The 13,217-nt window shown below is 60.7% G+C and carries 12 protein-coding genes and 1 pseudogene; 6 read left to right on the top strand and 7 right to left on the bottom strand.

What is annotated here, in order from left to right:
* The 4 genes and pseudogenes from AB4099_RS32850 to AB4099_RS32835 all read left to right on the top strand — a co-directional run.
* Positions 1-975: pseudogene (locus tag AB4099_RS32850) on the top strand (hypothetical protein); the annotation flags it as partial.
* 342 nt (positions 976-1,317) lie between these two features.
* Positions 1,318-3,264: a hypothetical protein gene (locus AB4099_RS32845; RefSeq protein ID WP_441481159.1), complete on the top strand. Its 1,947-nt coding sequence runs from the start codon at positions 1,318-1,320 to the stop codon at positions 3,262-3,264.
* A 19-nt stretch (positions 3,265-3,283) separates the two neighbouring features.
* Complete coding sequence (locus AB4099_RS32840) at positions 3,284-3,946, top strand: acetyltransferase (protein WP_441481158.1); 663 nt, start codon at positions 3,284-3,286, stop codon at positions 3,944-3,946.
* A gap of 5 nt (positions 3,947-3,951) precedes the next feature.
* Positions 3,952-4,854 (top strand): glycoside hydrolase family protein, encoded by a 903-nt coding sequence (locus AB4099_RS32835; protein ID WP_441481157.1) that lies wholly within the window; start codon positions 3,952-3,954, stop codon positions 4,852-4,854.
* Here AB4099_RS32835 and AB4099_RS32830 read toward each other — a convergent pair.
* From AB4099_RS32830 to rffA, 3 genes are read right to left on the bottom strand one after another with little or no spacing between them, the layout of a single operon-like run.
* Positions 4,812-5,477, bottom strand: coding sequence for a class I SAM-dependent methyltransferase (locus AB4099_RS32830; RefSeq protein ID WP_441481156.1), 666 nt, complete (start codon positions 5,475-5,477; stop codon positions 4,812-4,814). The two genes, AB4099_RS32835 and AB4099_RS32830, sit on opposite strands and share 43 nt — an antisense overlap.
* Positions 5,474-6,205: a WbqC family protein gene (locus tag AB4099_RS32825; RefSeq protein ID WP_441481155.1), complete on the bottom strand. Its 732-nt coding sequence runs from the start codon at positions 6,203-6,205 to the stop codon at positions 5,474-5,476. Before AB4099_RS32825 ends, AB4099_RS32830 begins: the two co-directional genes overlap by 4 nt.
* Entirely contained in the window at positions 6,206-7,360 is a 1,155-nt protein-coding gene (gene rffA / locus AB4099_RS32820) for a dTDP-4-amino-4,6-dideoxygalactose transaminase (RefSeq protein ID WP_441481154.1), read from the bottom strand. It abuts the gene before it with no gap.
* A gap of 375 nt (positions 7,361-7,735) precedes the next feature.
* Here rffA and AB4099_RS32815 point away from each other — a divergent pair, with 375 nt between their 5' ends.
* Positions 7,736-8,668, top strand: a complete 933-nt coding sequence (locus AB4099_RS32815) for a class I SAM-dependent methyltransferase (RefSeq protein WP_441481153.1) — start codon at positions 7,736-7,738, stop codon at positions 8,666-8,668.
* 9 nt (positions 8,669-8,677) lie between these two features.
* A complete protein-coding gene (locus AB4099_RS32810) occupies positions 8,678-9,493 on the top strand; it encodes a phytanoyl-CoA dioxygenase family protein (RefSeq protein WP_441481152.1) in 816 nt (271 codons plus the stop codon).
* Positions 9,494-9,499: 6 nt separating this feature from the next.
* On the opposite strand, the gene AB4099_RS32805 is transcribed toward AB4099_RS32810, so the two are convergent.
* The 4 genes from AB4099_RS32805 to AB4099_RS32790 all read right to left on the bottom strand — a co-directional run bounded on the left by AB4099_RS32805 (position 9,500) and on the right by AB4099_RS32790 (position 13,171).
* Positions 9,500-10,420, bottom strand: coding sequence for a class I SAM-dependent methyltransferase (locus AB4099_RS32805; RefSeq protein WP_441481151.1), 921 nt, complete (start codon positions 10,418-10,420; stop codon positions 9,500-9,502).
* A gap of 1 nt (position 10,421) precedes the next feature.
* The gene (locus AB4099_RS32800; RefSeq protein ID WP_441481150.1) at positions 10,422-10,784 is read right to left on the bottom strand and encodes an EamA family transporter; all 363 of its coding nucleotides are present in this window, start codon (positions 10,782-10,784) and stop codon (positions 10,422-10,424) included.
* A gap of 13 nt (positions 10,785-10,797) precedes the next feature.
* Positions 10,798-11,763, bottom strand: coding sequence for a glycosyltransferase family 2 protein (locus AB4099_RS32795; RefSeq protein WP_441481149.1), 966 nt, complete (start codon positions 11,761-11,763; stop codon positions 10,798-10,800).
* A gap of 526 nt (positions 11,764-12,289) precedes the next feature.
* Positions 12,290-13,171: a diacylglycerol/lipid kinase family protein gene (locus tag AB4099_RS32790; RefSeq protein WP_441481148.1), complete on the bottom strand. Its 882-nt coding sequence runs from the start codon at positions 13,169-13,171 to the stop codon at positions 12,290-12,292.
* Positions 13,172-13,217 lie beyond the last annotated feature (46 nt).

Below are 13,217 nucleotides of genomic sequence, written 5' to 3'. Positions count from 1 at the left end.
GCGGGAACCTATGCTTTCACGGCCGATTTCAGCCCGATCGGCGAAATGCCGGCGCCGGCGCTGACCGATTACGACGTGCTTCTCCAGAACCGCGGGAGCAAGGCTTTTATCCGCACGCGGCTGCAGGACCTCTCGACCGGCGCCACGGATTGGACCCATATCCAGAACCGGCCAACGAAGATCGACGTGCTCGCCACGCTCGATACCTCGCAAGGCGCTGTCGAGCAGACCGGCGCCAACAGCTTCGCCAAACGCACGATCGGCGGCGGCGGCCCGACCTCGCTGGTGACCTATGGCGACGCGAACCTGTTCTACCAGCCGATGAATGTCAGGCTGAGCGCGATCGCGTCAGCGGGCGTGGCGACAGGGGACATCGTCAACGACGCCGTCACCTTCGCCAAGATGCAGAACATTGGTACGGCAAGGCTGCTCGGGCGCACGACGGCCGGCAGTGGCGATGCCGAGGAAATCGCGGTGGGGGCTGGCCTGACGCTTTCGGGCGGGGCGTTGACTGCGTCAGCGGTTGCTTCGACCGGGGCGGTAATTCAGACCCTCGCGAATGCCTACAGCGCAAACACAACGCTCACGACGACTATTCCAGTCGACGACACCACACCGACCAGCTCGGAAGGGACGGAGGTTTGCAGCCAGGTCATCAATATCGCCAGCGCGACCAATACGGTGCTGTTGAAGTTCTCAGGCTTTGTCAGCTCCGGAACCACGCAGGGCGTGACGGCAACCCTGTTCCGGGGCTCAACTTGCATCAATGTGTTCGGGGTCAGCGTCCTCTCGTCATCGACGCAGCTGCTAGTAATCCCCGCGACGCTAGACGCCCCGGCGACGACCGGGAACGTCACGTATTCGGTCAGGGTCGGCGGCCAGATGGGCAATGTCGCAATGAACGGCGGCATCGGCTCGCGCTACTATGGCGGTGTGGCAAAGGCAGTTCTCGTGGTTCAGGAAATCAAGGGATGAGCACATACACCATCCTCTCCGCTGACTACGCCAACGCCGAAAACACGGCCGCAACGATCATGACTGAAGCGGTTAGGGCGAAGGCGGTATCTGAAGCCGACACCGCGGCTCTCTGGGAGGAAATGTTGGCCTGGACACGCCATCGGCCTACGTCCCGCCGTCGCTGTAGTCGCAGGATGTGCAAGCCCTCATCCAGCCTATAGCGTTCGCTTCAGTCGGCCGAGACAGAAAAAGTGCGGATACCGAAGAGCCGCGCATGGTGGTGCCCACCGAGGTCATTGCCGCGTCATTGCTCGCACGCTAAGGACAGTGCCCCAACCTCAATCCGAATGAAAAGCCTTGGTGAACGATCCGATTAACGCGCCCGATTCGGCGCTGCTTGTTGCTGCGCTCTGGCACGTTGCGCTTGGGCTTGTTGTTGGTGCGCTGTCGCTTGCCAGCGGTATGGGCATCTTTCGCCTCGCGACCTGGCGGCGAAGTTCCAGGACCGTTCAAGAGGAGTTTTTATATGGTTTTCCGCTCGGAATAATATCGTTATGTGCGGCATCCGCGATTGCTCTTGCACATCCGCTGGGACGCATTGCAGCCCCAGTTTTGCTTCTCGCCACGCTGGTGCCGCTTGCAAGTCCGGTGCAGCCTTCATTCAAAATCGAATTGCATCGCGCGCTACGGGTGGCGCTCAGTATTCTGCCATTCGCCGCCGCATTTGGTACGTTCATGGCTCTGCTGTGGCACGGCCCGACATCGACCTTAGCCGCGCGTCCCCTTGCAGATATGGTTTATTACGCTGGGATACTGGACACATTCCGGCATAATTTCCTGCCCTTGCCCAATCTCGCGGTCCTTGGTGATTCCATATCGTTAAGTAATACGGTGCCCTCCATGATTGGGGCGGCTGTGTCGCGGTATATAGATATCGATCCCTTCCTGTTTCTGGCAGGGTGGGGGGCGTCGTTTTACGTCCAAACATTTGGCCTGAGCCTCTATATGGTCGCCTACCCAGTTGTTGCCCCTCAGCGGATTGTTGCGTGCGCTCTCGCGTTCATGCTTGGCTCGCTGTACGATCCATCATGGATGGTCAATTCTATCCCTGCTTCAATAACGTTTCCTCTATTCTTTTTGTCTTGGTATATGTGGAATCGGGAAAATAGAGGATTGAATCGTATATTTGGAGATTCGTTTTTATTGACCATCGGGTCTGCGTTGGGGAAAGTTACTGCTATATTTCCATTAATTCTTCTCGCGGCTTCTCCAAAAGATATCAGGCATCTCAGAAAAGTATATTCTGAAATGAATTTTGCCAGCATTCTTCTGGCCTCATTGATGTTCGTTTATTCCGCGTATATGTTGTGGCGTTTCGGTCCAATTGTCTGGTTTTATTTTGTTTCGGCGCCTATTGGACCGTTCACCTTTCAGAATTTTTCTTCCTTGTCGAATTTGTTCATGAAGACAAATTTGGGATTTCTTTCCAGAGACGTTGGGAGTGTCGCGCTTGTTCTTGCGGCGGCGTTCTGTATGCGTGGGTCGTTGCGCATAATGGTTGTCGCGTGCGTTGGTTTATTTTTAGTTTTCCCATTGTTCTTTACGACAGCTTTGCTTGGTTCTGTCGTCATTTCCGGTATTTCTATTTTGCGCGACAAGGAGATTTATCGTCGTTGTCCCGTTTTGTTTGTAATTTCGTCGATCTCTTTGCTGTTTTCAACATTGGTCGTCGATCCGGGCGAGTTTCAGATGAGCGTTGCTTGGCTTATCTGCATGGGTGGAGCATGTTTTATTGCTGTTGCTCGGCCGTCGCGATTGGTCAAAGTTATACCATTCGTCGGATGCTCGATTTTTATAGCAGCAATTGCGTTGATCAATGCCGGCGTCTGGCCCATGAAGACCGGAGACTCCAGACCGTACGCGTCGGATACTTGGTTGACGCCCGAGTTTCGAGATATCTGGTTGGCTGCGCGTGATCGAACTCCTGAGGATTCCCTCATCTTTACGGACAGCACTGGCACGGTGGTGGATTTACAAGCGGGCGCAAATTTCTACGCTGTCTTCAGTCAGCGTCAATCATACGTGGCGGGGCTGTTAAACAGCGCTCTTTATGTTCACGCCCAAGAAAGAAGCGAGCGCTTGGCACGTAATCAGGACGTGCTCGATGGTCGTATCTCACCGGCGGATTTGCCGGACACCAAATCATACCGAAATTATTATGCTATCGTGAAACATACGGCTTCGAATCCGCCAGGCTCTACGCTTCTTTATGAGAACAAGGATTTCAAGCTGTTGGAACTTCGATAGCCTTAAAGGAGCGCTCACGTTGAAGGACATAGTCATCTTCGGCTCGGGGAACATCGCGGAGCTGGCCGCCTATTACCTGAGCAGGGATGCCGGTCGGCAGGTGGTCGGGTACACCGTCGATGCAGCCTATGTCGCGGCGCCCTCGTGGAATGGCCACCCGGTGATCGCATGGGAGGAGGTCGAGCGACATTTCTCACCCGAGAGCACCGATGTCTTTGTCGCCGTGAGCTACACGAAACTGAACAAGCTCCGGCGCGACAAGGTGGCGGAGGCACGTGCCAAGGGCTACGGGATTGCAAGTTATGTCAGCTCCCGCGCGACGACATTCGATGACTTCGTGCCGCAACCCAACCAGTTCATCCTGGAAGACAACACCATCCAGCCGTACGCCCGGATCGGCGAGAACGTCACTCTGTGGTCGGGCAACCATATCGGCCATCACTGCTCGATCGCCGAGGACACCTTCATTGCGTCCCATGTGGTTGTTTCGGGGGGCGTAACCATCGGGCCCCGGTGCTTTATCGGTGTCAATGTCACCATTCGCGACCACGTCACGATCGGGGCGGATTGTGTCATCGGTGCGGGCAGCCTGGTCCTGGCCGATATTCCCGACAGTTCAGTTCTGTCGCCTCCCGCCACCGAGATTTCAAAGGTGCCGAGCCACCGCTTGCGGCGGATCTGACGGCGATGGCCTGGCGCAAGCTCGGTCTGGTTTTCACGCCAGTCGGTCGGCATCCCGCGCTCGCCTCCCATGCGGCACTGCCGGTCGCGGCCCCGCTTTCCGGCGACCTCGTCAGGGTCTTCTATTCCGGACGGGATGCGCAAAATCGGTCTTCGGTCGGCTCGGTGGTGATCCGTGTCGCGGAGCAGCCGCGGGTCGAGGATGCGCCGCCGGCCCCCATCCTTGAGCCGGGGCCGCTGGGAGCCTTCGACGACAGCGGCCTGGGCGTTGGCAGCGTGGTGCGCGGTGAGACGGAGGACCGACTCTACTACATGGGCTGGAATGTCGGCGGCTCGGTGCCGTGGCGCAATGCCATAGGCATGGCGGTGGGCTCCCTGGAGCATGGGCGCTTCGAGCGGCTATCCGTCGGTCCCATCATGGATCGCGACACGGTCGACCATTACAGCCTGTCCTATCCTTGGGTTCTCAACACGGCCCCCGGCGCCTGGACCATGTGGTACGGAACTCACCTCGCCTGGGGCGCGGACAGGGCCGATATGTCCCATGCCATCAGGCGGGCGACCAGCGTCGACGGCATCGCCTGGACGCGCAATCCGACGGTCGTGCTCGGCCCGGAAGGAGACGACATCGCTGTCGTGCGCCCCTCCGTCCTCGCGACGCGGGACGGCTTCCAGATGTGGTTCGCGCGGCGCGGGCATGGCGCCTACGGTCTCAGCCACGCCATTTCCCCGGATGGTATCTCCTGGCGTCGAACTAATGAAAGGATGCCGACACCAGACAGCGGGGGCTGGGAAGGCGGAGCAGCGACCTATCCCGGCGCCTTCGCCCATGCCGGCCGGCTCTGGCTCCTCTACAACGGCGGCGGCTATGGCGCGACCGGCTTCGGGCTCGCCCTCTGGGAGGAATGACGGACGAGAACGGTGAACTCCCACAGGCCGTAATCCTGGAGGATGGCGACCTGCCGGCCGTAGCGCTCGAGGCAGGTCTGCAGCATCGCCACCGGGTCGACATAGTGCAGATCTTCGCGGCGACGCTCCGGATCCGAGGACATCGACAGCATGTTGAAGCCAAAGCCGCAGCGCCCGAGGCGGGCCAGCTTGTCGATGGTCGTGTCGACATAGCGCGCCCAGGCTGACGCATCAGCCCCACGCCGCACGTTGAAGATGCCGCTGGCGATGGCGAAATCGCAGGTATCGGCCGGATCGTCGCCGACCCACCAGCGCCGGTCCGGCCCCTCACCAAACGTCTGCCGCGCCGCTTTGATCATGGCGGACGACAGGTCGCAACCGAGGTAGCTGCCGGCGTGGCCCTCGTCCCGCAGCAGCCGCAGGAAGTCGCCATAGCCGCAGCCCAGATCCAGCACGGATGCGGCCGGGTCGCCCGTCAGGAGACGCAGGAACTGCTCGTGCCGCAGCCGGTGAGAGGCATCATCCTTCCAATCCACGCCCTTCGCTGTCGGCCCATGGCGCTCGATCGCCGCGGTATAATAATCGCGGACCGCGGAATGAATCTGATCCGACGCGCCGCTCATGCTGCTGCCCCCGCCGTTTCGCCGAGGATGATGGCCCGGGTCTGCGCCAATCCCAGATTGAGGAGTGTATCGACGATCGATACCGCCGGCGCGAATGCGCCCCAGATTTGCGGATAAGGCTCCCCGAACCGGCTGTAGTCCATCCACTCGACCTGAATATCGAGCGCATTGAATTTGCCCTCGTCGAGATAGCTCCTGGCGGAGGGGCCCGAGAGATAGGTTTCCGCCCCGACGGCAGCCGAGAGCTTCGCCAGCCGTTCCGTCGGCTGCATCGCTGTCATGGTCTCCCGGGGCAGAAGGTCGATGTCGCGGACGAAATGCGTTTCGATCTCAAGGGCCCGGCACAGGGCTGTCGTCATGGTCTGGTTGACCTCGGAGAGTGTCGGTAGGTCCGCCACCGACTCGAACAGATGCCTGACAAATGGAAAGATATCGTCGAAATGGCCGGCGCGGCGATAGGCGATTTCGATGCTCTTGAGGTGGGTCCGCCACCAGTTCGGATCGGCAATGCGCACGCCATCGATCGGAGTGTGGAAATTGCCCTTCTGCATCACGGGCACGGACAGCCAGTGAACGCCCTGTGACGTCTTGATGGCGTTGCGCGTGCGCCAGTCGCGCCGGGTGAATTGCACGCTGTCGAAGAACACGAACGTGTCGCACAGGGCGACGGCCGCGAAGAAGCCTCGCCATGGGATATAGCTCGACTGAATGATCGCAACGCGCCTCATTCAGAACGGGCGCCCGAAATAGGCGAAGATGGCCTGCGCAACCCTGTGAATTTCGTTGTCGTCGAGCGTGTAGTAGAGGGGCAGGCGCAAGAGTCGGTTGCTGATCCCATCGGTGACGGCGAGATCTCCCGACGGACGTCCGAATTTCCGCCCGGCCGGCGCCGAATGAAGCGGGACGTAGTGGAAGACGGCGTTGATGTTGTGTCCGCTCAAATAGCGAATGAGATCAGCGCGGACGGTCTCCGATTCCAGTAGAATCCACAAGATGTGGCCATTGACCTCGGTGCCGGTCGCCCGCGGCAAGGTAATCGTGCCGTCCGCCGCCAGTGGCGCCAGCAGGTCCCGGTAGAGGTCGTAGATGGCGCGCCGCCGCGCGCAGATGGCGTCGGCCTGTTCGAGCTGCGCCATGAGGAAGGCGCTGACGATCTCGCCTGGGCAATAGGATGAGCCGATATCCTGCCAGGTGTATTTGTCGACCTGGCCCCGGAAGAAGCGGCTGCGGTCCGTGCCCTTTTCGCGAATGATCTCGGCGCGATCGAGCAGACGCTCGTTGTTGAGGATCAGCGCTCCGCCTTCGCCCGAGATGATGTTCTTGGTCTCGTGGAAGGACAGGCAGCCGAGGTCGCCGATCGTACCGAGGGCCTTGCCCTTGTAAGTCGAGAGATGGGCCTGCGCTGCATCCTCCACCACAATCAGGTCATGCCGTCGGGCGATGGCCATGATGGCGTCCATGTCGCAGGCAAGGCCTGCATAGTGGACGGGGACCACCACTTTCGTCCGCCTGGTGATGGCCGCTTCGATGAGAGCCGGATCGATGTTGAGCGTGTCGGGGTCGATGTCGACGAAGACCACCGTTGCGCCACGCAGGACAAAGGCGGTCGCCGTGGCGGAGAAGGTGAACGATGGCATGATCACCTCGTCCCCCGGACCCACTTCCGACAACATCGCGGCCATCTCGAGGGCCGCGGTGCAGGAATGGGTCATCAGCGCGCGGCGGGCAGACAGGGCCTGCTCAAGCCACTCCTCGCAGCGCCGCATGAACGGCCCGCCACCCGCGATGGTGCCGTTCTGAATGGCCTGAGCGATGTATTCGAATTCTTTCCCGACGATTGCAGGCCGCCCGAAGGGGATCTTCTCGCTTCGAAGGTTGTTCACAGTTTCGCTTTCCGAATGCGTCGAATCCCGCGCCGCAGTCCTCAGAGAGTCTCGCAGCCCATGCTCGCGGGTTGTTTTGGCAGTCGGCGCTCGCTATGTCTACTCGCGACAAGGGGCTTGTCCCGCTACACTTAGGACGCTGTGTTGGCCGACCAAATCGATTGCCGCCGAGCTGAGGTTGATCATTGCCCAGCCTGCGACAGCCAAAGCGTCTTGGCTCTTCCGATCCCCTCTGCCGACAGATCCGTCCTGAGCGACGGGCGGGTCATGCGGCGCAAATTGGACAAGGTAGCGTGCCGAACGTGCGGGCTCATTCGTCATCGCGAGCCTCTCGCCCCGGCGGAAGTGGCCGCAATCTATGCCCGGGAATACGGCTTGCCCGCCCAATCGAGCGGCGCCGACGACGCACGCGGCGAGGCTTACGCCAGAGTGGTGGCAGACGCCCTCGACGGAATGCCCGGCCTTGGCCGTCTGCTCGACGTCGGCTGCGGCTCCGGCGCGACCGCTCGTTTCCTGGCGCGCATGTTGCCGGTGCATGAGGTCCGCGGTCTCGATCCGGCGCTACCTGATGAGGTTTCCGGAGTCTCAGGCAAGGTCATGCTGGCAAGAGGGCTGCTCGACGATCGCACAGGGCCGGATTGGCACGAGTTCGATGTGGTGGTGTCGATCAATACGATCGAACATACGCCCGATCCCGCCGGCTTTCTCGCGGCGATGTCTGCGCGCCTTCGTCCGGAAGGAAAGGCGGTCATCGTCTGCCCGATCGCGACGCCGGCGAACTGCGAGCTGCTGTTCTTCGATCACCTGTGGACATTCTCGCCTGCCGCGTTTGCTGCATTCGGGGCTGCGGCCGGGCTCCGCGTCTCCAAGACGCTCACCCTCGACGGAGCGCTCGCTTGCTTCCAGGGGTTCGTGTTGGAGAAGGGAGATAGCGTCGGCGAACGGGAACCGGCCGCAAACCCGGATGATGCAGCCCGATATCTGGCAGCCTGGCAAGAGCTCGATGACCTCTGGTGCGATCGGCTCGACACCCTAGGCGGCCGCGTTCAGATCTTCGGAGCGGGGCAAATGGCTGCGGTGATCCGAGCCTATGCGCCGCGCACATGGGCCCGCGCCGAGCGACTCGTTGTCGATAATCCGGCCGACGCCTGGGACCTCGGCCGGGTGGAGCAATACGAGCCCACAGATCATGCTCGCGGCTACCGCACGATCGTGGCCGTCAACCCGCTGGCGAAGGCTGCGATCGCCGGCCGCATCCGACGCGACGGTGGTGAGCCCCTTGTCATGCCCGATACCATTCAATTCTAGGAGCCTCTTATGGCCGCCATTACCGAGCGCAGTTACGGCATTCATCGTCGGGTCGCCGCAGAAAATGACCTCGATGACGCCTGCGAGACGCTTTCAACCCTTGGTTATGCCGTCCTTGACGGCGGCTACTCGCCAGCCGAGCTCGACGAGCTGTCGGCGGCCTTCGATGCCGCCCGCCTCCACGCCGAGGAGGCCGCGGGTGGCCGGGATGTTCTTCGAACGATCGATGAGCACAACACGATCCGGGTTGCGTTCCAACACGATCGCCGCCTGCTCGCTCTGGCGACCAATCAGCGCGTGCTGACCGTCGTACGGCGCGCGATCAGCGACTATGTTGTGCTTTCGCAGCAGAACGGGATCATCAATCCGGCGAATGCCGCGGAGTACAATCAGGGCGCCTGGCATCGGGACTTGCCCTACCAGCACGTCGTGTTCTCCAGGCCGATGGCTATCAATGCGCTGTTCTGCGTCGACGATTTCACCTTCGAGAACGGCGCGACGATCGTCCTGCCTGCAACACACAAGCAGGAAGAGTTTCCATCCTCCCGCTTCGTACAGAGCGCTGCCCTGCAGGTCACGGCGCCGCGCGGCAGCTACATTCTCCTCGACTGCATGACCTATCACACGGGCGCGACCAATCGGACGCCCAGGGATCGGCGTGCCGTGAACCACGTCTATACTAGCCCGATCATTCGACAGCAGATCGACCTGCCGGCTCTCCTGGGCGAATCCTTCACCGAGGATCAGGGGGTGCGCCAATTGCTGGGCTACGGGGTCAGGACGCCGCGGTCGATGGACGAGTATTTCGCCTCGCGCCGCCGATGACTGCGATCAGGCGGCGGGCTTGCGGCCGACCACGATCCTGCTGCCTCCGGCGGGCCACCGCATGCCCGCCAGCGTGAGTGTGACTTCGCCTTCGAGGACCGCCCGCAAAACGGCATTGACCCAAGGCGCGAGAGCGAACTCGCGCTTCAACATGGCTTCCAACTGCTCCGGTCGCGACCGATGCACCCGGCTGGCTGCCATCAGCGGGAGCAGCAGGGCTGTATAAGAGCCCGAGAAGAGAATCTCGAACCCGACTGTGCGCATTTTCGCGTCAAGTTCGCCACGCTTGTACCGGCGGACATGATGGCCGAGCTCGTCGGCCTGGCTCCACAGGAAGGGATGCTGCGGCACGGCGATGACCGCGCCTCCGCCCGGCACCAGGGCGGCGTGAAGCTCCGCCAGCACGCGTTCATCCTCTTCGATATGCTCGATGACGTCATAGGCGCCCACAAGATCGAACGCCTCACGTGCCGGGATCTGCCGCGCATCCATCTGCACGAACTGAACGGACGCCGAGTCCGCGAGGCGACGGCGCGCATGAGCGAGGCCCGACGGATGGATCTCCGACGCAACCAGGGCCGCGTTGGGCAGAGCCTCGTGCACGCCGCGCAGGACGAAGCCTGTGCCGCAGCCGATTTCCAGGTAACGGAGAGCAGTGGGAAAATAGCGCCCGATCAGCGCCGTGATGAGGCGATTGCGCGGCTCGAACCAGTAATGACCGTCTTCGCTCTTGCTGAGCGTGGAGAAGGACTTCGGATCAAAGCCGGTCAGCGTATCAGCGAGATCGGGCGCGAAGGCGACAATTCCGTCGAGACGCGGCGGGACATGATCGCAGGCGCCGCAGGCCCAGACTTCCGGCCAGACGGCCTCGCCTTTCGCGACGGCGTGCTGCATGCCGCAGGCCGGGCAGATGCGCGACGCTCCCATCTCAGGCTCCAACCGCGCTTACGGTCACGCCAATGACAATCGTCACGAGGCCAACGACCTGCAGCATCGACAGGCGCTCTCCGAAGAGAAGTACCGAACCGATCGGCACGATGAAGAATGTCAGCGCCATGAAGGGATAAGCGACGCTCAGAGACGTGCGCTGGATGGCCAGCGTCCAGCAGGCGCTCGCAGCGACGGCGGCTACGAGACCCGAGATCACGCTGAAGTCGGTGAACATGGCGAAGAGATAGTCCATCCGGCTCGACATGCCCTTGGCTGCAATGGCGAGCGATCGGGACTTCACCACCAGTTGGCCGTAAGCAGTCAGTACCAGCGTCGCAGCTATGTAGAGATACTTTTCCATATTCTTCGTAGCCTCAGGAATGCGCTTTGGCCGTCGGCACGGTGGCCGGGTGCCGATGAATCCGGCGCACGACTGCATAGGGGCGTCGCTTCGTCTCGGAGAGGATATTCGCGATGTAGATCCCAAGGATTCCGAGGATCAGGATCGTAAGCCCCCCGAAGAAGCAGACCAAGACAATCAGCGAAGTCCAGCCGTCGCTGGCAACCCCGGTCCAAAGGTAGCGGCCAATAATGTAGAGGACGCCGGCTGCCGACAGGCAGGCAGTCGCAAGACCGAGATAAAGGATCATGTAGAGCAGCTTGGTCGAGGTCGTGGTGACGTATTTCACCAGCATCTCTACCCGCCGCGCGATTGAATAGGTCGTCGGCGACAACGCCAACTTGCGGATCGTCAAAGGCTCTTGGCGAAATCCAGTCAGCAGCCAGAGATGGGCGATGAAAAACTCACGATCACGGTGCCGGATCAGTGCACGGACATAATCCCGAGTCATCAGGCGCGCCGTGACGAGATTGCGCGGCAGCTTCTGGTCGCTCAGCCTATCCACTAGCCAGAAGAACACGTCTCCGGTGATCCGCTCAAACCAACCGCCACGGCGCGTCTCCTGAACGCCATACACGACATCGCAGTCGCCTTTCTGAAGCCGGTTCCAGAACGTTTCGAGGAGTTCGGGCTCTTCCTCGAGGTCGCTGTCGATCAGAAAGACGAAGTCTCCCGAAGCGACCGTCAACCCGGTCATCATGGCCTTGTGGTGACCGAAATTTCGGGACAGATCGACGACGACCACACGCGGGTCCTTGTCCTTCAGGTCCAATGCAAGTGCCAGGCTGTCATCGGGAGAGCCATCGTTCACCAGTACAAGCTCGACGTCCTGAAAGTGGCGAGAGGCCGCGAGCATGCAGCGCTCGTAGAATTCCATGATTGTCCCAGCTGACCGGTACAACGTTGTGACGACAGAGAGTTTCGTTTGGTGCTCGTTCATGCAAGTTTAAGCCTGTAGCATGCGACGCGCACGCGCGGTCCTGATAACTCTAATTCGTGCCCTTTTGGAAGCGGCTGGAAATGCCGGTTACCTATCGACAATGCTGCCTCCGGTCGCATTGTCTTCCATAGCGAAGCAAGGCCAGGACGGACCGGGGGCGTCCTCAACCGCTGACGCGGGGCAATGACTGGCGGAAAGGCGCAGAGCGCGTGAAAGTGGGTAGCGCAAATGTCGAGGAAACGCTCGCTCAAATAGCAGCGCGATAGCTCCTACCCACTGGGACATTCCTGCTGACTTCCGTGTCGTTCTTTTACCCCCCGAACGGGCTCCACAACAGCCGGAAACGATCTGCACTGGATAAGAACTGGGGGCAACGTCAGCGCGACTGCTCGGCCGAACGGGAGGCGCCTAGGTGAATGCGGAGCCTTGCTTAGGTCGCAAGCGTCATGCCCGGCGCATCCTGCGCCGCGTTTGCTCTTGTCGCGCCGCGTGGCTACGAAGGCATGAAACACCGTCAGGGCAGCGTTCAGAAGACTTTCGCTGTTGTTGACCGGGGGACGCGAACATGAACGCACGAGCCGGCGGCGCGGATCTCTGCCGGAGGCGGCAGCGCCAGGTCGCCATCGATCTGCACATCTGGGTTTCCCCGAATGGAGATCCGGTTGGCGCGTCTCATTTCAATGAACGAAGGTGACGAAAACCGATTTGTGACGAGACAGAATGCCGATTTCAACAGCGCGAAGCGGCTTCCTTCACGCAGAAGTGCAACAATGAAGCCCGATGTCCTCGGTGTGGCATTCTCGCTGATGATGAAGGGCCCTGCATAAAATCTGCCGTTCATTACCAGCAAGCCCGAAACCATTTCATCGGGGCCTCCATCGATTCGCACTGAGAATTTCTGGTCTCGATGCAGCAGCAGACACTGTATGGCCGCGATGACGTAAGCGAGTTTACCAATGATCTTCTTCGCGTCCTTGTTTAGACGCCGGACAACCGAGCCATCAAACCCAACTCCTAGAGTTTGAACAAATACTCGCTCTGGAGCGCCAGTAGCAGCGTACAATCCCGGATAGACCGGGGCTGAAAATCGCTCGTTGATGATGCGAGCGGCTTCCGCGATATCGAGCGGGATGCCGAGTTCCCGCGCGAACAAATTCGCAGTGCCGAGTGGCAGTACGCCGAGTTCGGCACGCGATCCGATGATTCCCGACGCGACTTCCGATATGGTGCCATCGCCTCCGACAGCCACGATGCAGTCGTGCCCATTGTCGGCAGCTTGTCGCGCGAGCCTTTCCGCGTCCCCGGCCATCCTGGTCTCGACGACGGTCGCGTTGGGAAAGAGCCTTGCGAGATCGCAAACTGAGAACCCACGAGCCCTTCCGGCAACAGGGTTGAATAGAACAAACATCGTTCGGAATCCGTATTGGCACTTATCGCTTCGGTTCTCGGAAAGA

It is taken from the genome of Allobosea sp. 2KB_26 (assembly GCF_052115715.1).
In the GTDB taxonomy this organism is placed as follows: domain Bacteria; phylum Pseudomonadota; class Alphaproteobacteria; order Rhizobiales; family Beijerinckiaceae; genus Allobosea.
The sequence above is the reverse complement of the archived record's forward strand: the minus strand, read 5'-3'. Positions and strand labels throughout refer to the sequence as shown.

Bases quoted from the DNA above. Each gene is read 5' to 3' on its own strand.
- AB4099_RS32835 (WP_441481157.1), top strand. From the start codon at position 3,952: ATGGCCTGGCGCAAGCTCGGTCTGGTTTTCACGCCAGTCGGTCGGCAT.
- AB4099_RS32830 (WP_441481156.1), bottom strand. From the start codon at position 5,477: ATGAGCGGCGCGTCGGATCAGATTCATTCCGCGGTCCGCGATTATTAT.
- AB4099_RS32825 (WP_441481155.1), bottom strand. From the start codon at position 6,205: ATGAGGCGCGTTGCGATCATTCAGTCGAGCTATATCCCATGGCGAGGC.
- AB4099_RS32810 (WP_441481152.1), top strand. From the start codon at position 8,678: ATGGCCGCCATTACCGAGCGCAGTTACGGCATTCATCGTCGGGTCGCC.
- AB4099_RS32805 (WP_441481151.1), bottom strand. From the start codon at position 10,420: ATGGGAGCGTCGCGCATCTGCCCGGCCTGCGGCATGCAGCACGCCGTC.
- AB4099_RS32800 (WP_441481150.1), bottom strand. From the start codon at position 10,784: ATGGAAAAGTATCTCTACATAGCTGCGACGCTGGTACTGACTGCTTAC.
- AB4099_RS32795 (WP_441481149.1), bottom strand. From the start codon at position 11,763: ATGAACGAGCACCAAACGAAACTCTCTGTCGTCACAACGTTGTACCGG.
- AB4099_RS32790 (WP_441481148.1), bottom strand. From the start codon at position 13,171: ATGTTTGTTCTATTCAACCCTGTTGCCGGAAGGGCTCGTGGGTTCTCA.